This is a genomic window from Streptomyces sp. NPDC015346, assembly GCF_043078785.1.
Taxonomy (GTDB): Bacteria; Actinomycetota; Actinomycetes; order Streptomycetales; family Streptomycetaceae; genus Streptomyces.
Map to the genome: position 1 here is coordinate 183,457 of NZ_JBIBTW010000005.1, position 19,459 is coordinate 202,915.

General features: G+C 71.6%; 14 protein-coding genes. 4 read left to right on the top strand and 10 right to left on the bottom strand.

What is annotated here, in order from left to right:
- Positions 1 to 5: 5 nt before the first annotated feature.
- From ACF06X_RS19915 to ACF06X_RS19930, 4 genes are all read right to left on the bottom strand, one after another.
- Positions 6 to 1,589, bottom strand: a complete 1,584-nt coding sequence (locus ACF06X_RS19915) for an acyl-CoA carboxylase subunit beta (protein WP_392288580.1) — start codon at positions 1,587 to 1,589, stop codon at positions 6 to 8.
- A 143-nt stretch (positions 1,590 to 1,732) separates the two neighbouring features.
- Positions 1,733 to 4,090: a polysaccharide lyase 8 family protein gene (locus ACF06X_RS19920; RefSeq protein WP_392288581.1), complete on the bottom strand. Its 2,358-nt coding sequence runs from the start codon at positions 4,088 to 4,090 to the stop codon at positions 1,733 to 1,735.
- 108 nt (positions 4,091 to 4,198) lie between these two features.
- Positions 4,199 to 8,047 carry an endo-alpha-N-acetylgalactosaminidase family protein gene (locus ACF06X_RS19925; RefSeq protein WP_392288582.1) on the bottom strand — a complete coding sequence of 1,283 codons (3,849 nt, stop codon included), beginning with the start codon at positions 8,045 to 8,047 and terminating at the stop codon, positions 4,199 to 4,201.
- 166 nt (positions 8,048 to 8,213) lie between these two features.
- Positions 8,214 to 8,735, bottom strand: coding sequence for a hypothetical protein (locus tag ACF06X_RS19930; RefSeq protein WP_392288583.1), 522 nt, complete (start codon positions 8,733 to 8,735; stop codon positions 8,214 to 8,216).
- A gap of 243 nt (positions 8,736 to 8,978) precedes the next feature.
- Here ACF06X_RS19930 and ACF06X_RS19935 point away from each other — a divergent pair, with 243 nt between their 5' ends.
- Positions 8,979 to 9,593: a YceI family protein gene (locus tag ACF06X_RS19935; RefSeq protein WP_392288584.1), complete on the top strand. Its 615-nt coding sequence runs from the start codon at positions 8,979 to 8,981 to the stop codon at positions 9,591 to 9,593.
- A 118-nt stretch (positions 9,594 to 9,711) separates the two neighbouring features.
- Here ACF06X_RS19935 and ACF06X_RS19940 read toward each other — a convergent pair whose 3' ends face one another.
- A complete protein-coding gene (locus ACF06X_RS19940; RefSeq protein WP_392288585.1) occupies positions 9,712 to 10,167 on the bottom strand; it encodes a DUF4267 domain-containing protein in 456 nt (151 codons plus the stop codon).
- Positions 10,168 to 10,261: 94 nt separating this feature from the next.
- Between ACF06X_RS19940 and ACF06X_RS19945 the strand changes: the two genes are divergently transcribed.
- Complete coding sequence (locus ACF06X_RS19945; protein WP_392288586.1) at positions 10,262 to 10,849, top strand: TetR/AcrR family transcriptional regulator; 588 nt, start codon at positions 10,262 to 10,264, stop codon at positions 10,847 to 10,849.
- Between the two features lie 10 nt (positions 10,850 to 10,859).
- The gene (gene dnaN / locus ACF06X_RS19950; RefSeq protein WP_392288587.1) at positions 10,860 to 11,972 is read left to right on the top strand and encodes a DNA polymerase III subunit beta; all 1,113 of its coding nucleotides are present in this window, start codon (positions 10,860 to 10,862) and stop codon (positions 11,970 to 11,972) included.
- A 25-nt stretch (positions 11,973 to 11,997) separates the two neighbouring features.
- On the opposite strand, the gene ACF06X_RS19955 is transcribed toward dnaN, so the two are convergent.
- Together ACF06X_RS19955 and cimA are read right to left on the bottom strand one after the other, a co-directional pair.
- Complete coding sequence (locus ACF06X_RS19955; RefSeq protein WP_392288588.1) at positions 11,998 to 13,341, bottom strand: hypothetical protein; 1,344 nt, start codon at positions 13,339 to 13,341, stop codon at positions 11,998 to 12,000.
- Positions 13,342 to 13,400: 59 nt separating this feature from the next.
- On the bottom strand, positions 13,401 to 15,023 hold the full coding sequence (cimA, locus tag ACF06X_RS19960) for a citramalate synthase (protein ID WP_392288589.1): 1,623 nt from the start codon (positions 15,021 to 15,023) through the stop codon (positions 13,401 to 13,403).
- A 561-nt stretch (positions 15,024 to 15,584) separates the two neighbouring features.
- On the opposite strand from cimA, the gene ACF06X_RS19965 reads away from it, so the two are divergent.
- The gene (locus ACF06X_RS19965) at positions 15,585 to 16,289 is read left to right on the top strand and encodes a hypothetical protein (protein ID WP_392288590.1); all 705 of its coding nucleotides are present in this window, start codon (positions 15,585 to 15,587) and stop codon (positions 16,287 to 16,289) included.
- 39 nt (positions 16,290 to 16,328) lie between these two features.
- Here the strand turns inward: ACF06X_RS19965 and ACF06X_RS19970 are convergent, their stop codons facing one another.
- The 3 genes from ACF06X_RS19970 to ACF06X_RS19980 form a co-directional block, all read right to left on the bottom strand.
- A complete protein-coding gene (locus ACF06X_RS19970; protein ID WP_392288591.1) occupies positions 16,329 to 17,657 on the bottom strand; it encodes an MFS transporter in 1,329 nt (442 codons plus the stop codon).
- A gap of 75 nt (positions 17,658 to 17,732) precedes the next feature.
- A complete protein-coding gene (locus ACF06X_RS19975; RefSeq protein WP_392289024.1) occupies positions 17,733 to 18,347 on the bottom strand; it encodes a TetR/AcrR family transcriptional regulator in 615 nt (204 codons plus the stop codon).
- An 89-nt stretch (positions 18,348 to 18,436) separates the two neighbouring features.
- Positions 18,437 to 19,453, bottom strand: coding sequence for an agmatine/peptidylarginine deiminase (locus ACF06X_RS19980; RefSeq protein WP_392288592.1), 1,017 nt, complete (start codon positions 19,451 to 19,453; stop codon positions 18,437 to 18,439).
- Positions 19,454 to 19,459: the final 6 nt, after the last annotated feature.

Sequence of the window (19,459 nt, forward strand, 5' to 3'; positions counted from 1 at the left end):
TCCTCTTACTGAGGCGGGTTGCCGTGCTTGCGGGACGGCAGGTCGGCGTGCTTGGTGCGGAGCATGGCGAGGGACCGGACGAGGACCTCCCGCGTTTCCGCGGGGTCGATCACGTCGTCGACGAGGCCGCGCTCCGCCGCGTAGTAGGGGTGCATCAGCTCGGCCTTGTACTCCTTGACCATGCGGGCTCGCATGGCCTCGGAGTCCTCCGCCTCGGCGATCTGCTTGCGGAAGATGACGTTGGCGGCACCTTCGGCGCCCATCACCGCGATTTCGTTGGTGGGCCAGGCGTACGTCAGGTCGGCGCCGATGGACTGGGAGTCCATGACGATGTACGCGCCGCCGTACGCCTTGCGCAGGATCAGTGAGATCCGGGGCACGGTCGCGTTGCAGTACGCGTACAGCAGCTTCGCGCCGTGCCGGATGATTCCACCGTGCTCCTGGTCGACGCCCGGCAGGAAGCCGGGGACGTCCAAAAGAGTGACGATCGGAATATTGAAAGCATCGCACATCTGGACGAAGCGGGCTGCCTTCTCCGAGGCCTCGATGTCCAGGACACCGGCCAGGGACTGCGGCTGGTTGGCGACGATGCCGACGACCTGGCCGTCCAGGCGGGCCAGCGCGCAGATGATGTTGCGGGCCCAGCGCTCGTGGATCTCCAGGTAGTCGCCGTCGTCGACGAGCTCCTCGATCACCTTGTGCATGTCGTACGGACGGTTGCCGTCCGCCGGCACCAGGTCGAGCAGGACGTCCGAGCGGCGGTCCGCCGGGTCCCCGGAGGTGACGGTCGGCGGGTTCTCGCGGTTGTTCTGCGGCAGCATCGACAGGAGGTAGCGGACCTCGGCGAGGCAGGTCTCCTCGTCGTCGTACGCGAAGTGCGCCACGCCCGAGGTCTCGGCGTGCACGTCCGCGCCGCCCAGCCCGTTCTGGGAGATCTCCTCACCGGTGACGGCCTTGACGACGTCCGGTCCGGTGATGAACATCTGCGAGGTCTCGCGGACCATGAAGACGAAGTCGGTCAGGGCGGGGCTGTAGGCCGCGCCGCCGGCGCACGGGCCGAGCATCACCGAGATCTGCGGGATCACGCCCGAGGCGCGGGTGTTGCGCTGGAAGATGCCGCCGTAACCCGCGAGGGCGGAGACGCCCTCCTGGATCCGGGCGCCCGCGCCGTCGTTCAGGGACACCAGGGGCGCCCCCGCCGCGATGGCCATGTCCATGATCTTGTGGATCTTCGTCGCGTGGGCCTCGCCCAGCGCGCCGCCGAAGATCCGGAAGTCGTGCGCGTAGACGAAGACCGTACGGCCCTCGACCGTGCCCCAGCCGGTGACGACACCGTCGGTGTACGGCTTCTTCGCCTCCAGGCCGAAGCCCTGGGCACGGTGCCGGCGCAGCTGCTCGACCTCGTTGAAGGAACCGGGGTCGAGCAGCAGCTCGATCCGCTCGCGAGCGGTCAGCTTGCCCTTGGCGTGCTGTGCCTCGGTCGCCCGGTCACTGGGGCCGCGCCGGGCCTCCTCGCGCAGGGCGTGCAGCTCGGCCACTCGGCCACGGGCGTCAGTCGGCTCGCTCGGGATCTGGTCCACAACGGTCATGTACCGACCCTACGAAGCCGACCAAGCAAATCCCGCCGTTGACTCCGTACAGTCTCCCGCGTCGATTCCTAGTGGAGTAAGACAGAACCGCCACTCGGGGGTATCGAGTGAACAGCGGGACACCCCTCCCCTTTGTGGGGTTCTCACATAGCCACCTGACAGCGGTGTGTGGCCCCCGCCGTTCCGGGAGTGATCCGCAGCCGGAGCGAGCGGCCCGTCGCGAGGACCTCCACGGAGGGGTCGTGGGAGATCACCCGGCGGACCGGCCGGTCCCAGACGAGCTCCAGCGGCCCGCCGGTGCGCGGCGGCTCGGCGACCCGCAGATCGAGGACGGAACGCCGCCGCCGTACGAGCACGCTCGCCGGGGCCGTGACCGCCAGGTGCCCCACCGTACCCGCCCGCCAGAAGTTCGCGGTCGTGAGCCCCAGGGACGGGACGGCGACGGCCTGCCGGTCGGCGCTGTTGTCGAGGACGTGCAGCCAGCCGTCGTCGGCGGCGCGGGCGGCCAGGGTACGGGGGGAGGCGCCCGGCATGAGGAGGTAGGCGTACGAGGCGCCGGCCGGGTCCGTGCCGTGGTCGAACCAGAGCGTCTGGTAGGTGCGGGTCCGGCGCTCGGTGGAGCTGCCGGTGTTGATGTCGCTCCAGGCCCCGGTCCGGTCCTCGCGCAGGGTGCGGAGGTTGTCGGACCCCGCCGGGAACACCCAGCCGCCGTGGCCCTCCAGATGCGCCCAGCCCTCCCCCGTGGTGAACGCGTGCCTGCCGCCCTCTCCCAGGTTGCGGTTGTCGACGACGGTCTCGACGGGGACGCCGTCGGCGGCGGTGATGCCGGCGCCGAGGCAGATGACCGTGTCGGCGGCGCAGAACCAGGACGTGCGGGCCTCCAGGGTGGAGCCGAGGCCCTTGACGTGCTGGCCGATGGCGGCGAACTCGCCGTCGGTGGTTCCGCCGACCCACCGCACGGCCGGCCGGTGCGCCCCCCACTCGCCGCCCGCCCGGTCCGCGAGCCGCTTGGTGGAGACGGTGGTGCCGGGCAGCCGGTAGGGGTCGACGGTGGGCCAGAACCAGTCGGTGTACTGGCCGCCCTGGTCGGGGGTCCACCAGTAGAGCATCCCGGCGCCGGTGTGCCAGCCGCGCGGGTTCTCGCCGTTGCCGCACTCGTAGGACGAGATGCGCTCCGAGGACATCGAGAGGTTGGCGGCCCAGCCGGGGCGGCGGTGGACGGCCCGGTCCATGGCGGCGAACAGCCGGTGTCCGGTCGGCTCGGGGGCGGCGGGTACGGGCGCGGCGGCGACGGCGTGCAGCCGGGCGAGGTCGGCGACGCCGAACTGGCGGGCGGAGAGGATCGGACTGACCGTGTCCCGCTCGATCCACCCCTTCACGCGCGCGTGCCACCGCTCGCGTTCGGCCGCGCTCGCGCCGCCCGCGAGGAGGGCGATGGCGGCGATGACGCCCTGGCCGTGGAAGTGGTCCGAGCGCATGACCCGCCGGTCGTCGCTCTTGAGGTAACCCCGGCTGATCGCGCGGCCGTTGACGCTGTCCATCATCAGTCCGTCGTAGATGAGGGGCGCGTAGGCCTTCTCGACGCTGTCGAGGACGATCTGCCGGTTGGGGTCGGTCACGGCCCAGGCCGAGCCGGCGAGCAGGGTGAAGAGGCGGCCGAGGCCGTCGAGCATGACCTGTCCGTACGTGCCGGAGTAGGCGACCCAGGTGTGCTGGACGAACGAGCCGTCGGCGTAGAGGCCGTCGCCCTTGGTCACGTACGGGAAGACGGGCGAGAGGGCGTCGCGGGCGAGGGCGACCTTGGCGGGGTTCGCGCCGAGGATGCCGCGCAGGGCGACGGAGCGGCAGAGGTCGACGCGGTTGGCACCGGTGGAGGTGCCGCTGTAGCCGGTCAGCATGGAGTCGGGGACGAAGTGGTCGACGGCGGCGCAGGCGGCGGCTGTCCGTTCGGCGCCGAGGTGCGGGTGGAGCGCGGCGACGATGTCCATGAGGAGGCGGGGGCTGCCGATCTGCCACTCCCACCAGTTGCCGTAACGGACGGTGCCGGGGTGGTAGATCCGCTCGGAGAGATGGTCGAGGCCGCGCAGGATGTCGGCCAGGAGGCCGGCGTCGCCGGTGAGGCCGGTGCCGGGCTGGGCGTACGCCTGGGTCATTGTCCACAGCCGGCTGTAGCTCTGGGTGATACCGGCGGGCGGGTCGAAGGGGTGTCCGGGCCACAGGGAGGTGGCGGTGGGGGCCATCGACGCCCGGAAGGTGCGGGCGAGGGCGCCGGTCTCGGCGAGGCGTGAGGCGTAGGGCTCGGCGCCGGCGTTGAAGCCGGTGCCGAGCTGGATGTCGAGCCAGCGCAGCCGCAGCGCCTCGAACTCGCCCTCCATGGCGTGGGATTGGGGGGCGGGTTCGAGGGCCGCGGCCACGGACGTGGTTGCGGACGTGGCTGCGACGGTGGCTGTGGTGGCGGCTGTGGCGGTGACGAGGAACGTACGTCGGGACCAGACGGGCACGGGGCCTCCCGGGGAAGTGGTGTAGACCGGTTGGCGCCCGGTGTAGCACGCGCTTTCCATCGCGATCAATGGGTAGGACACGATCCATCGAAAGCGCTTTCCACGCGATCAGCCTCCGCAGTGGAAGCGGGCGTTCCCCCAATCGGCATGGTCGTTGCCGTTCCCGTCTCCGCCGTCGCCGACCACCAGGTCGACGTAGGAGGCCCCGGTGAGGTCGGCGGTCAGCGACCAGGGCGCGTCCGTCGCCTTGAGGACCGGCGACTTCGCCTTCTCCGTACCGTCGGCCAGGACGCTGAACCGCACGGTCCCGCGCGTGGTCTGGACGTCGTCCACGCCGACCTCGGCGGTGAGCGAGGTGCACCGGCCGCCCAGGTAGTAGCGGACCTTGGCCGGGGCGTGGGTGCCCAGGCCCTTCGCGTACGTCACTCCGCCGATCCGCAGGGGGCCGCCGTCGCCGGTGCCCGTCTCGCCGTTGGAGAGGTCGCGCTCGACCGGTCCCCAGCCGTTGGCGGCGGAGGTCCAGTCCAGGTCGCTCGCCCAGCTGTCCGTGACGGGCGGCGGGGGCAGCGTCCGTACGGAGGTGGCGGCGGTCAGCCGCCGGGGCTCTCCCCCGACGGTGTACGTGACGGTGGAGCCCAGCGGGTACGCCTGGTAGGCCGCGTCCACCGGCGGTGTCACCTTCCAGGTGGCGGTGGCCCTGGCCCCGGCGGCGACCGTCTCGAAGGCGATCGGGGCGGCCGGCTCCGCGGTCCAGCCCTCGGGGAGCGTGAGGGCCGCGCGGACCGAGCCGACCGCGCTCGCCTCGTCGTTGGTGAAGGTGGCCGTGACCTCGTTCGGGCGGCCGGGCTCCAGGGTGTCGGGGGCGGTGACCGAGAGCGTGCCGCAGGCGGCCTTCTCGGCGGCCGGGCCCAGGTCGGTGACGGTGAAGGAGTCGAGGACGAAGTCGGCGCCGTCGGGGGCGTCGCCACGCTTCCGCAGCCCGGTCCAGGTGTCGCCGCACCCGGCGGTCACCGTCTCGGAGAAGTGGCCGGTGGTCCGCTGCTGGCCGATCGGGGTGCGCCGGGTCTCGACGGAGCCGCCGGCCGCGCCCCTGCGGTCGTATCCGGTGACCCACTCGTAGGCCCCGGCGTGGCTGGACTGGTAGTCGTACGTGACGCGGTAGCTGTGCCCGTCCTTCATCGGGACCGTCCAGGGGGCGGTCCGGTAGACCAGGCCGCTGTTCTCGTCGTGCGACTTCAGCGACTCGGCGCCGCCGATGACGTCGTCGACGAGCTTTCCGTTCCAGCCGGCCTGGGTGTACGGGGCGTGCAGCTGGGCGATGTGGGTGCGCGGGTCGGTCGTACCGCCGGAGTCGCCCTTGAGGAAGGGGCCCCAGCCCTGGTCCACGGCCTCGAAGTCCTCGTACACCGCCGCGCCGGTCTTGCCGGCGGGGGCGTTGGCGACGATCCGGACGTCGTCGGTCCGGACGGTGGCGGTGCTGCCGGCCGCCGCCTGGATCTTCAGGGTGACGGTGCCGCTGCCGGGCGCGGTGAAGTTCACCTTGGCGCGCTGGAACCGGGTGCCGTTCCAGTCGGAGGCCGCGACCCGGTCCTCCAGCGTGGAGCGTTCGACGGTGACGGACCTGCCGCCGACCGAGAGGGTGGTCGGGCGGGTCTTCCCGGGCTCGATCTCGATCAGGGCGGAGGCGGTGTAGCGCGTGCCGGGGGTGAGGCCGGTGATCTGCTGGGTGAGGGAGGCGGTGGCGGAGCCGGTGAGCTTCGCGCTGTTGCGGCCCTGCGTGTCGGTGTCGCGGACGACGGTGCCGGCCTTGGTCCAGGCGGCGAGCCGGCTGTCGTTGAAGCCGGGGTCCTTGACCGGGGTGCCCTCGCCCCAGCGCGGGTCACGCGGCTCGGGGGCCGGGTCGGGGTGGAGGACGTAGGGCTGTCCGGCGACGGCGTCGAGGGTGATCCTGCCGCCCACGGGCCGCACGGTCCCGGTCTTCACCCGGCCGTTGTCGGTGAGTCTGTGGACGGAGTACGAGCCGGTGCCCGGGACCGCCCACGTGGTCTTCCCGCCGGTCTTGTTGTAGTGGTAGAGCTTCTTCCCGCCGTCCCAGGGGAGCAGGTAGTTCTCGCCGTCGAGGACCTTGCGGCCGTTCTCGTAGAAGGTGCGGCGGCCGTTCTCGACGGTGCCGCGGACGCCGCCGGTGAAGGTGAGGTCGTTGCCGTTCCAGCGGGTGATCTTCTGCTGCTGGAGGTACTTGGCGGGCAGGTTCTTCTGCCAGATGTTGGCGTAGAAGTGGTTCCAGTCGGTCTCGCCGGTCCAGCCCTCGAAGTCCTCGAGGGCGGTCTGGCCGAGGACCGGGTGGTTGTTCCAGATGTCCTTCTCGCCGTTGCGGATGAAGCGGATGATCTGGGAGTTGAGGCCCTTGTTGGTGGCGCCGCCGTAGTCGAGGTCGTTGGCCCAGTGGGACCAGAGCGAGGCGCGCTCGAACTTCTCCGACCACTCGGTGGCGATGTTCCAGCCCTGCGACTGGACGGCCTGCGCCGTCTTGTCGGCGATCCAGCCGTGCGTGTAGTAGACGTCGATGTAGAGCATGGACAGGTTCGGGTCGGTCTCGTCGCGCAGCTGCTGGAAGCGGCGGGCGAGGTCGCCGCTGTTGATGTCCCGGCGCTGGTCGATGTAGTAGCTCTGGTTGAGCCAGTTCCACCCGGGCTTGGTCTTGTCGACGAGGGTCTCGCTGAAGTTCTTCGCCTCGGGGTACGACTCGGTGGCGTTGACGTGGACGCCGAAGCCGGCGCCCCACTTCTTGCCTTCCCTGAGGAGGGTGTTGAGGTCGGCGAGCCCGCCGGCGCGCTTGTTGTAGTTGCCGCCGTAGTCGGGGTGGGCGGAGTCGTGGCCCTCGGAGCCGTACCCCTTGAGCAGGGCGAACTGGCCGAGTCCGTCGGTGGCGAGCGAGATCCGCTTGATGTCGTCGAGGGTGCGCAGGAAGGGGTGGGTGGCGTTGCTGGCGAAGTTGAACGGGATGTGGGCGATGACCCGGCCGGGGGTCTGGTCAAAGCCCGGCGCCTTGATCCCGATGGTGCGGAAGGCGAGGGCGCCGTCTTGCCAGTCGGTCTTCCCGTCGGCGTTGGCGTCGGGGGTGACGACGACCTTGGCCCAGGGGAGGTTCTCGCCGCTCTCGGGGGCGGGGGCTCCGGCCCCGCGGTAGGTCCACTGGCCGGACCAGACGCCGACCCGGGTCTCGGTGCCGCTCTTGCGGGCCTGGTGCCAGAAGCGGGCGCCGTCGCGGGCGGAGGCGCCGGAGGGCTTGTCGTAGCTGGAGTTGGACTCGACGGCGGCGGCGAGGGCCCCGGTGTTGACGATCGCGTAGCTCGCGCCGACGGGGGCGCTCTCGGCCGGGGTGGCGTCGGTGATCCGGGCGAAGACGTCGGCGGTCCGGGTGGAGTCGGGGTCGAGCCGGGTGAAGGCGGTCTCGGCGCCGCCGTCGGCGGATCCGACGGAGACGAGGTCGTGGCCGGGTATGTCGAGCGTCCCGACGCGGAAAGCCTCGGTGTCACGGACGGCGGTGACCTTGAAGGTCACCGCCCGGCCGCTGACGCTGAGGGTCGCGTCGATCTCGACCCCGGGCAGAGCGGGGAAGGTCAGGGTGTACGCGGCGCTGGTGGCGGTCAGGACGGGGGCGCCCTTGGCCTGGACGGCGTACCCGGCGCCGTTGAGGACGACCTGCGTGACCGGGGCCGTACTGCCGAGGAGGCGGGCGCCGCCGGCCCGGTCGGTGTACGAAAGGACGCGCGGGAAGTCCTCGGCGACGGCGACGGAGAGCTGCTCGGAGCCGATGACGGCGCCGGTCTCCTGAGCGGCGGCGGCGCGCGGGGCGGCCTCGGCGAGGGACGGTCCGGAGAGGGCGAGCAGGGTGGCTGAGGCGGCCGCGAGCGCACCGACCGCACGGAGTCTGCGTGAGCTGGGGAGGGACATGCGCACTAGTTGGCCCTGCCCCCGGGGCACCGTCAACGAGATCGCCCGAGGGCGGCCCCTCCAGTCCAAGAACCCCCTTCGGTTAGTCCAAGTGACCGCCGAAGGGGCTTCTTGGTGCGGGAAGGTCTTCGGGGTGCGGAAGGGCTTTGGGTGCGGGAACGACCGGTCAGCAGCCGCCGCAGTTGTAGTACGTCACGTCCCAGTGGTTGCCCTCGTCGGCGTAGATGTTGCCGGAGCCGGACTTCCACTGCGGGGCGCCGTCACCGCGCGGGCCGATGTAGGTGAAGGTGTTCTTGATGTAGTTCCCGACGCACGTGTACTTGCTGTAGTCGAGCTTGTAGCCGTTCCAGTGCGAGTACGTGCCGCCCGCGTGGCCGGTCTCGGTGCCGCCGGTGATGTTGAGGGCGCAGCCGCTGGCGCTCTTGAGGGTCTGGGCGCCCTTCGCCGTGGCGAGGTTGAGCTGCTCGAAGGAGGTACAGGTCGGGTTGTTGCGGTCGGAGCAGCCGCCGGACGAGGACCAGGTGATCCCGGAGCTGCGGAACATCGAGGTCGCGGTGGCGTGGCTGATCTTGGTGACCGCGTGGGCGTCGGTGGCGCCGGTGAGGACGCCGACGCCGGGGGCGAAGAGTGCGCCGAGGACGAGGGCGAAGGCGGTGAGGACCGAGCGGAGCTTCATGCGGAGCTTCATCTGGAGTGCCTCCTGCTGATGACCGTGACGGGTGGGACGGCGGTGCAGGTGGAGCAGACCGTGCTGGGTGAGCAAGGAGATCGTGCCGTAGCTCTACGCGCGTCCGCCAGAGGGCCTCGGGGTCTTCCGGGTGAACATCTCGGCGAGATGTTGAATATTGAACGGAACGGGGTTATCGTCGTTCTTGTTGAAGGTTCAACAACATCCGGTGAACCTCCCGCTTCGTCCCCCAAGGAGCACGTCATGGGCATCTTCGGCCGCAAGAACGAGACCACCGCCGCCACCGCCGTCGCCACCCTCCCCGTCGACCCGGCCCTGGCCGCGCTGACCGGCGACTACACCATCGACCCGGCCCACAGCAGCATCGGCTTCACCGTCCGTCACGCCATGGTCACCAACGTCCGCGGCACGTTCGCCGAGCACGAGGGCACGCTGAGCCTGGACGGCGCGAACCCGGCCGCCTCCACCGCGTCGATCGACGTCAAGATCGCCTCCATCGACACCGGCATCGCGGACCGCGACGGCCACCTGCGCAGCGGCGACTTCTTCGACGCCGAGCAGTTCCCGCTGATGACCTTCCGCTCCACGGAGGCCGCGCGGCTCGGCGGGGACACCTACCGGATCACCGGCGACCTCACCATCAAGGACGTCACCCGCCCGCTCTCCATCGACCTGGAGTTCAACGGCGCGGCCACCGACGTCTACGGCAACGAGCGCGTCGGCTTCGAGGGCTCGGCCGAGATCCTGCGGTCCGACTGGGGCCTGAAGTGGAACGCGGCGCTGGAGACCGGCGGTGTCATGGTCAGCGACAAGGTGAAGCTGACCTTCGACATCTCCGCCATCAAGAACGCCGCCTGACCGATCCCGGCGTCACCGGCCCCTCCGGGGCCTGCGACAACGAGCGCGCCCGCCCTCCGCCACAGCGGAAGGGCGGGCGCTCGGCGTGCGGGCCGGGATCGGCCGGGCCGCAGAACGATCAGGAGCCCGCGGATCCGCGGGCGGCCTCCCGGCCGCTGGTGAGGAACAGGAGACCGGCGGTCAGCAGGACGACCACACCGGTGGCCGCGTGGATGCCGAGGGCGGCCGCGTATGTGCCGCCGTGGGTGAGCACGGCGATCGCGTCGCCGAACGGAACGATCGCGACGAGCGCCATCACCCACGCGAGCGAGCGGCGGCGTCCGAGGGCCAACAGAGTGAGGATGACGGCCCCGTTGGCGAAGTCGCGGGCCGCCTTGACGCCGAAGTAGCCGGCTGCCTGCCCGTCGGGCCAGGAGGGGATGCCGAAGCCGGAGGCCGCGGTCTCGGGGGTCAGCAGGAAGGTCAGGCCGAACCAGAAGCAGGCGAGGCCGCCGAGCACGGACAGGACGGTGGCGGCACGGTGGGCGTTCGACGACTTCGCGGACGGCACGGACTGCACGGGCTGCACGGACACGGGAACCCCTTCGGAAGCGGCCTAGCGGCGCTAGGACTGATAGCAACGCTAGACCTAGCCTCGCTCTCTTGTCTAGCGGTGCTAGCGTTCTTTCATGTCCGTACAGCAGCAGCGCCGAGAGCGCGAACGAGCCGACCGCCACCGACTGATCGTCAAGGCCGCTCGTGAACTGGCCGAGGCCGAGGGCTGGGCGGCCGTCACCACCCGGCGCCTCTCCGAGGCCGTCGCCTACAGCCAGCCCGTCCTCTACAGCCACTTCAAGGGCAAGGACGCGATCGTCGCCGCGGTGGCCACGGACGGCTTCGAGGAGCTGACCGGGGCCCTGCGCGCCGCACGCACCGGCGCCGGCGCCGATCCGGCCGCCGCGCTCGCGGCCCTCGCCGACGCCTACCTCGACTTCGCCGGGGCCCATCCCGCCCTCTACGAGGCGATGTTCGTGCGGCGCAGCGCGCTCGAGTTCGCCACCGAGAACACCCCGGAGGCCCTGAGGACCGCCTTCGCCGAGTTCCTTCTGACCGTCGGGCCGCTCGCGGGCGGGCGCGACACCGACACCCTCGCCGAACTCACATGGAGCGCCCTGCACGGGCTCGCCACCCTCGACCGGACCGACCGGCTCCGCCCCGACCTCGCCGAGGGGAGGCTGGAATTGCTGGTCGACGCCGTTGTCAGTGGGGGCCGCTAGCGTCGGGCCCATGGAATTCCGTATCGACAGCGGTGTGTTGACCGAAGCGGTGGCCTGGGCGGCCCGGGTGCTGCCCGCCAGGTCGCCGGTGCCGGTGCTCGGCGGGCTGCTCCTGGAGGCGAGGGACGGCCGGCTGCGCGTCTCCGGCCTCGACTACGAAGCATCGGCGCGCATCGAGGTCGAGGCGGACACCGTACGGGAGGGCCGGGCGCTCGTCCTCGGGCGGCGGCTGCTCGACATCTGCAAGGTGCTGCCCGGCGGTCGGGTGGCGTGCGGGGTGGAGGGGGCGCGGCTGTCGGTGACGGGCGGTGACGCCCGGTTCGGGCTCTCTCTGCTGCCGCTGGACGACTATCCGGCGCAGCCGGGGCTGCCGGCCTTCCGGGGTGTGGTGGACGCGGCGGCCTTCGCGGCGGCGGTCGGGCAGGTGGCGGTGGCGGCCGGCCGGGACGACTCGCTTCCGGTCCTGACCGGGGTACGGCTGGCACTGGACGGTACGACGATGACGCTGGCCGCGACCGACCGCTACCGCTACGCGGTCCGGACGCTGGAGTGGAAGCCGGAGGCGGAGGAGGGCTCAGAGGCGGCGGAGGGCATCGACGTCGTGGTCCCGGCCCGGCGGCTGACCGAGATCGCCCGGTCCCTCTCCGGCGCGGGGCCGGTCCGGCTGGCGCTGGACGGGGGCTCGATCGGCTTCGAGAGCGACGGCGTGCGCACCACCACCCGGCTGCTCGACGGGCGGCTTCCCCGTCACGACAAGCTCTTCGCGCTCGGCGAGCACGCGGTCGCCGTGACGGAGCGGGCCCCGCTGGTCGAGGCAGTAAAGCGGGTCGCCGTGGTCGCGGAGGGCGACAGCCCGGTGCAGCTGGCCTTCACCGGCGACGCCGTCCATCTCCAGGCCGGGTACGAGGACGACGTGGCCTCCCAGCGGCTGGCGGCGACCCTGACGGGGGCGGAGTCGATGACGGTCGCATTCAACCCGGGCTATCTCCTGGACGCGCTCGGCTCCTTCACCACCGGCGCCGTCGCCTTCCACCTGCTCGGCCCGGGGCAGCGCGCCCTCCTCACGGACGGGGAGGGAGAGACGTACCGGCACCTCCTGATGTCGGTGAAGCCCCTGGTGTGAGCCGAGAACGGCGGGGGCTCAGGCTCTAGAACCCGCCGCCGAAGTCGCCGCCGCCTCCGCCGAAGTCTCCGAAGCCGCCGCCCCCGCCGCCGAAGTCGCCCGACCCGAAGTCACCGGAGCTGAACTCGCCTCCGGAGAAGTCGCCGCCCTCGAACTCTCCGCCGCCGTACTCGGAGGCGTAGGCCGGGGTGGCGAGCATCGAGCCGAGCATGGTGCCGACGAGCAGCCCGGGGAGCATGCCGCCGCCGAAGTAGCCGCCGGCCCAGGGGCCGTAGGCGGGTCCCGCCTCCCAGTACGGGCGGCGGCCGTCGACCGTGTCCACGGTGCGGGCCATCGGGTCCCGGCCCTCGTCCAGGCGGGTGGCGTCGGCGGCGCAGACGGGGACCTCGCGGGTGGCGCCACCCGCCGGGGTCCAGCTGCGGTCCGTGGTCGCCGGGCCGTGGCGCGGGTCGAAGAAGCAGGGCGGGCGGCGCTCCGGCAGGGGACGCGACTCGCGGCGGGCGGCCAGGACGGCGAGGGACCAGCGGCCGTCCTCCAGCGCCTGGGTCACCGCCTTGACGTCGTGCGGATGCGTCGCCGAGCCCATCAGGGACTTGGCCTTGTCGTAGGAGTCCAGCGCGCGTTCGTAGTCGGCGCGCATGGCGTCGTCGGCGCGGGGCTCGGCCGGGTGGAAGTCGAGGCGTTCGAGCTCCTCGCCGAAGGCGGTGATGTCCTCGTCGACGACGACCCGCAGCTTCTCCAGGGCCTCGCGCTCCTCGGCCTCCTTGCGGAGCCGGTTGCGGCGGACGACCGCGTACGCGCCGGCGCCTCCGGCGGCCGCGACCGCGCCGAGTGTGATCAGCCCGCCGACCGGGACACCGCTGTCGCCGCCGACGGTTCCCCAGGAGGCGGGGGCGGAGCCGCGCAGGGTGGGCAGGGCCTGGTCGACGAAGTTGTTCAGTTCGGTCCTGGCGTCGACGCCGGGCTGGCGCACCGAGGTCACCAGGTTGTCCACGGCGTTCGCGGACATCACGGAGCGGTCGGCGGCGGCGTCGAAGCCGTCACCGAGCCGGACCGCGTAGAGCCCGGTCACGCCGGTCTGGGTCCGCAGATTGCGCAGCAGGTTCTCGGGCGGATACTCCGCGGTCGCGGGCAGGACGGCGACGAAGAGCGGCTTGTCCGCATCCTTGATCTTCTGGGCGAGGGCGTCCGCGTCGGCCTTCGACAGCTGATCGGCGGCGCCCGGATCGACGTACACCGGCCCCTGTTTCAGGGCCGCGGCCACGTCGGGGATCCCCGCCCTGGCTCCCGCGGACGGGGCCAGGGCGAGGAGCAGCGTCAATATCAGCCCCGTGAGGGCCGACAGAAGGTAAAAGGGCCGGGTCCTCATACCTCGAAACTACCCGAAATGGCGTAAAACTACCCGAACGGAGTAGAGCGCTGTTCGGTCTACTCGGCGGGGTCGATTCCCACCCGCAGCAGCCCGAAGGTGTAGGCGTCCTCCAGCGCCTGCCAGGAGGCGGCGATCACGTTCTCGCCGACGCCGACCGTCGACCACTCGGCGTTGCCGTCGCTGGTGGTGATCAGGACGCGGGTCGTGGACTCCGTGCCGTGGCGGCCTTCCAGGATCCGGACCTTGTAGTCCACCAGCTCGAACTTGGCCAGCTGCGGGTAGATCCGCTCCAGGCCCACCCGCATCGCCCGGTCGAGGGCGTTGACCGGGCCGTTGCCCTCGGCCGTCGCGACGATCCGCTCGCCCTTGGCCCAGAGCTTCACGGTCGCCTCGTTGGCGTGGGTGCCGTCGGGCCGGTCCTCGACGATCGCGCGCCAGGACTCCGTACGGAAGTAGCGGCGCGGGCGCCCCTCGGCCTCCTCGCGCAGCAGCAGTTCGAAGGAGGCGTCGGCTGCTTCGTACGTGTAGCCCTGGAGCTCGCGCTCCTTGACCCGCTCGACGACCCGTGCGATCAGGGCGCGGTCGCCGCCGAGGTCGACGCCGAGCTCCTTGCCCTTGAGCTCGATGGAGGCGCGCCCGGCCATGTCGGAGACGAGCATCCGCATGGTGTTGCCGACCAGCTCGGGGTCGATGTGCTGGTAGAGGTCGGGGTCGACCTTGATCGCGGAGGCGTGCAGTCCGGCCTTGTGGGCGAAGGCGGAGACGCCCACGTACGGCTGGTGGGTGGAGGGCGTCAGGTTGACGACCTCGGCGATCGCGTGCGAGATGCGGGTCATCTCGGCGAGGGCGCCCTCGGGCAGCACCTTCTTGCCGTACTTGAGTTCCAGCGCCGCGACGACCGGGAAGAGGTTGGCGTTGCCGACCCGCTCGCCGTAGCCGTTGGCGGTGCACTGGACGTGGGTGGCGCCCGCGTCGACGGCGGCCAGGGTGTTGGCGACCGCGCAGCCGGTGTCGTCCTGGGCGTGGATGCCGAGCCGGGCGCCGGTGTCGGCGATGACGGTGGCGACGACGGCCTGGATCTGGGCGGGGAGCATGCCGCCGTTGGTGTCGCAGAGGATCACGACGTCGGCGCCGGCCTCGGCGGCGGCGCGGACGACGTCCTTGGCGTACTGCGGGTTGGCCTTGTAGCCGTCGAAGAAGTGCTCGCAGTCGACGAAGACCCGGCGGCCCTGGGACCGCAGGTAGGAGACGGTGTCGCGGACCATCTCCAGGTTCTCGTCCAGGGTGGTGCGCAGGGCCAGCTCGACGTGCCGGTCGTGGGACTTGGCCACCAGCGTGACGACCGGGGCGCCGGAGTCGAGGAGCGCCTTGACCTGCGGGTCGTCGGCCGCGTTGCCGCCCGCCCTGCGGGTCGCGCCGAACGCGACGAGCTGCGCGTTCTTGAAGGAGATCTCCTGCCGGGCACGGGCGAAGAACTCCGTGTCACGCGGGTTGGCACCGGGCCAGCCGCCCTCGATGAACCCCACTCCGAACTCGTCGAGGTGCCGCGCGATCGTCAGCTTGTCGGCGACGGTGAGGTTGATGCCTTCGCGCTGCGCCCCGTCGCGCAGCGTCGTGTCGAAGACATGGAAGCTGTCGTCGAGGCGCGGGCGCGGGCTCTCGTCGGTCTCCGTGGTCATGGCTGTGATGGCTCCTGTCGGATGTGGCTCCGGAAGGTCTGGATCCACTTGCCCCCATTCTCACGCGTCGTCCGTTTCCGGCGGTGGTGGGGCCGGAAAACGAAAAAACCTCTCGCGGGTGCGAGAGGTCTGCGCGCGGGTCTGGGGCACGGTGTCCACTGCCGCGGGGGTCGAGTCGCGGGTCAGCGGTCACTGCGGACCGGCACGCTGCTGCCGGTAATCATCGTGGTAGCAGGCACGCCGGAAGTCTGCCACATCTGTACGGGTGACGGGACCGCGGTCTCAGGATGCGGGCGGGGCTCCGGTGGTAGGCGTCCCTGTATGAGCACTCGCCCCCCTTCCGGCCCACCGACGGGACCACCTCGCGGACCGCTCGAACCACCATCCGGCGGCGAGCCGGGCCCGGAGCCGGGCGGCGGCTCCGATCGCGACTCCGGCCCGGGGTACGGATCCGGGTCGGGGGCGGGGTCGGATTCGGGTGGCGGCGGTGTTCCCGGTGCGCCGGAGCCCTCTCCCCCGGGCGGCCGGCGCCGCCGCACGCTCGCGATCGCCGGGGCCGGCGTGGTCGTCGCCCTGGGCCTGGCGGTGGCGCTGGTCGCGCTGCTGCGCGGCGGTGACGACGACGGCGGGGCGGCGGCGACCGCGTCCCCGGCCGTCTCGGGTCCGGCGAACGACGAACCCGCCCGCACCGAGGCCCGCGCGCTCGCGGCCGCGGTCGCCATGGACGCTCCCGACTGGGGCTCCGGCTACAAGCGCTCCGACCCGTACGAGATCGACCCGGCGCCCGAGTGGGATGTGAGGAGCACCTGCGAGCTGTACGACCAGAGCAGCCGGGCCGGCACCCTGGCGGCGATCAGGCGCTGGGTCACGCACCCGACGACCGGCCTGAGCGGCTTCACGGAGGTCCGGGTGTTCAGGGACGCGGCGACGGCGGAGTCCTATGTGAACGACGTCGAGAGCGGCACCCGGCGCTGCCCGGAGCAGCGCAGCGGCAAGGTCAGGTTCGCCGGGGTGCGGCAGGCGACGGCGCCCTCGGTGACGGGGTTCGACGAGATCGTCGCCGAGGACGGCCGGCAGGTCGCCGACTCCGAGGGGGCGCGGACGGACTACCCGTACGTGGTGTACACGGGCCGCTCCGGCGCGATCACGCTCTCTGTCCTCGACTACGACGAGGCCGCCGGCGGCAGCGTCCCGGCGCGACTGACCGAGCGTGCGACGGGCGTCCTGAAGAAGCTCCGCGAGCGGCTGGAGAACGCCCCTCGGTAAGCGCGGCCCCCCACGCGGCCCCCCACGCGCCCGCCCTGGTCAGACCTGGCTCACGCCCTCCTTGACGCGGGGCTCCTTCTCCGCCGCCGGCCGCCCCACCCGGCCCAGGTCGATGTCCCGGGTCTCGCGCATCGAGAGGTAGACGACCAGGGAGACGGCCGCGCATCCGGCCACGTACCAGTAGTAGCCGGACTCGATCCCGGAGTCCTTGAACCACAGCGCCACGTACTCCGCCGTGCCGCCGAAGAGCGCGTTGGCGATGGCGTACGGGAGCGCCACACCCAGCGCGCGGATGCCGGTCGGGAAGAGCTCCGCCTTCACGCAGGCGTTGATCGACGTGTAGCCGGTGATGACGACCAGCGCGAGGAGCGACAGGCCGAGCGCCGGCCAGAACGAGCCCGCGTGTTGGAGCATCGTCATGATCGGCACGGTGAGGAAGGTGGAGCCGACCGCGAAGGTGATCAGGAGCGGGCGGCGTCCGATGCGGTCGGACAGCCGGCCCGCGAGCGGCTGCAGGCAGGCGAAGACGATCAGCGCGCAGAAGGAGACCAGGGTCGCGGTCTGCTTCGGCAGTCCGGCGGAGTTGGAGAGGTACTTCGTCAGATAGGTGGTGTACGTGTAGTACGCCACGGTCCCGCCCATGGTGAGCGCGATGACGAGGAAGGCCTCGCGCCGGTGCGCCCACAGCGCCTTCATCGTGCCCTTCTCGCCGCTGCCGACACCGTCGTCGGCGGTCTCCTCGTACACCTCCGTCTCCAGCATGTTGCGCCGCAGGTAGAAGACGACGGCGGCGCCGAGCGCGCCGATGATGAACGGGATGCGCCAGCCCCAGCTGTGCAGCGCCTCCGACGACATTGTGCGCTGGAGGACGATCTGCAGGCCGAGGCCGAGGATCTGGCCCGCGGTCATCGACACGTACTGGAAGCTGGAGGCGAAGCCGCGGTGCTGCGGGGCGGAGGCCTCGGTGAGGTAGGTGGCGCTGGCCGCGTACTCGCCGCCGACCGAGAGGCCCTGGAGCAGGCGCGCGATCAGCAGGACGGCGGCGCCGCCGTAGCCGGCGACGGAGTAGGTCGGGGCGACGGCGATCAGCACGGCGGAGGCGGACATCAGTGTCACGGTGAGCGTCAGCGCCGCCTTGCGGCCCTTGCGGTCGCCGACCCGGCCGAGCAGCCAGCCGCCGACGGGGCGCATGAAGAAGCCGACGGCGAAGATGCCGGCGGTGTTCATGAGCTTGGCGGTGTCATTGCCCTCGGGGAAGAACGCCCCCGCGAAGTAGGTCGCGAAACTCGCGTACACGAACCAGTCGAACCACTCGACCATGTTGCCGGCCGAACCGACCCAGATCTTCTTCCAGTGCTCTCGTCCCATGGACCCGAACCGTGCCGGAGGTGACGGGGGCGTAACAAGGCTGTAGCGCGCAACGATCAGGAGTACTTACGTGCGTTACGGTCGCGGGAGCAGCGTGTCGGCGACGAACTCCCGTACGTGGGCGAGGACTTGATCGCGCCCGGTGCCGGGGATGCCGACCGCGACATGGACGCTGAATCCGTCGAGCAGGGCGCGCATCCGGGCGGCGTACCGGTCCGGGTCGACCGTCCGGAACTCCCCGCGCGAGACGCCTTCGGCGATCAGCGCGACCAGGTCGCGGTGCCAGGCGCCCTCGATGGCGGCCTGCCGGGCGCGGGCGTCGTCGTCGGCGTTCTGGGACCGGTTCCAGACCTCCAGCCAGAGGGTCCAGTGGGGGTCGCGGGGGCCGTCGGGGACGTAGACGTCGATGTAGCCTTCGAGCCGCTCGCGGGCGGTCCCGGGCCGCGAGAGCAGCGCGCTGCGCTCGGCGCCGAGCCGTCCCTCGCTCCACTCCAGGGTCTGCAGGAGCAGCTCGTCCTTGGTGCGGAAGTAGTAGAGCAGGTGCCCGCTGCTCATCCCGACCTCACGCCCGAGCCCGGCCATGGTCAGCCCGTCGAGCCCGCGCTCGGCGATGGTGTCCATGGCGGCGGCCAGGAGTTCCTCGCGGGGCGGGGCGGCGTTGTTACGACGCCGGGGGCCGGCGGGGTTGATGCGGGTCACTCGTATGTTCTACCTCACGCTCCCGTAGGGGGGCGTGGCCGCGGACTGTCGTACAGCCCGCGGCCCGCCCGTGGGGTGGGTCAGACCTTCGGCTGCTGCTGGGTGATGCAGTGGATGCCGCCGCCGCCCGCGAAGATCGCCCGCGCGTCCACGAGCGTCACGATCCGCTCCGGGAACAGCCGGCGGAAGATGCCCGCCGCGAGCTCGTCGTTCGGGTCGTCGAAGCCGCAGAGCACCACGCCGCCGTTGCAGAGGTAGTGGTTGATGTACGAGTAGTCGACCCAGTCGCCCTCCTCGTCCTTCAGGACGGTCGGGGCCGGGATCTCCACGACCTCCAGGGTGCGGCCCTTCGCGTCCGTCTGGCCGCGCAGGAGGTCGACGTACAGGCGCGAGCGCTCGTGGTCGGGGTGGGCCGGGTCCTGCTGGCTGTGGACCACCACGACGCCGGGCTTGGCGAAGGCGGCGACGATGTCCACGTGGCCCTGGGTGCCGTACAGGCCGTAGTCGCCCGCCAGGCCGTGCGGGAGCCAGATCGCCTTCTTCGTGCCGAGCTTGGCGTGGATCTCGGCCTCGACCTGCTCGCGCGTCCACTCCGGGTTGCGGCCCGCGCCGAGCTGGACGGTGTCGGTCAGCAGGACCGTACCCTCGCCGTCGACGTGGATCGCACCGCCCTCGTTCACGAGCGGGGAGGGCAGCACCGGCACGCCGGCCAGGTCGGCGACATGGCGGGCGATCTTGGAGTCGTGCTCCCAGCGGGCCCAGTCCTGCGCACCCCAGCCGTTGAACACCCAGTCCACGGCGGCGAGTTCGGAGCCGTTCGTGACGAAGGTGGGGCCGATGTCCCGCATCCAGGCGTCGTCCAGTTCGCGCTCCACCAGCTCGACGTCCGGCCCGAGGAGGGCGCGCGCCGAGTCGAGCTGGCCGGGGCCGACCACCATCGTCACCGGCTCGAAGCGGCGTACGGCGCGGGCCACCGAGGCCCACGCGGCGCGGGCCTCGGCCAGCTCCTCCTCGTTGGTGAAGGTGGGGTTGGGGCCGGGCCAGGCCATCCACGTGCGCTCGTGCGGGGCCCACTCGGGCGGCATACGGAAGGTCATTCGGGT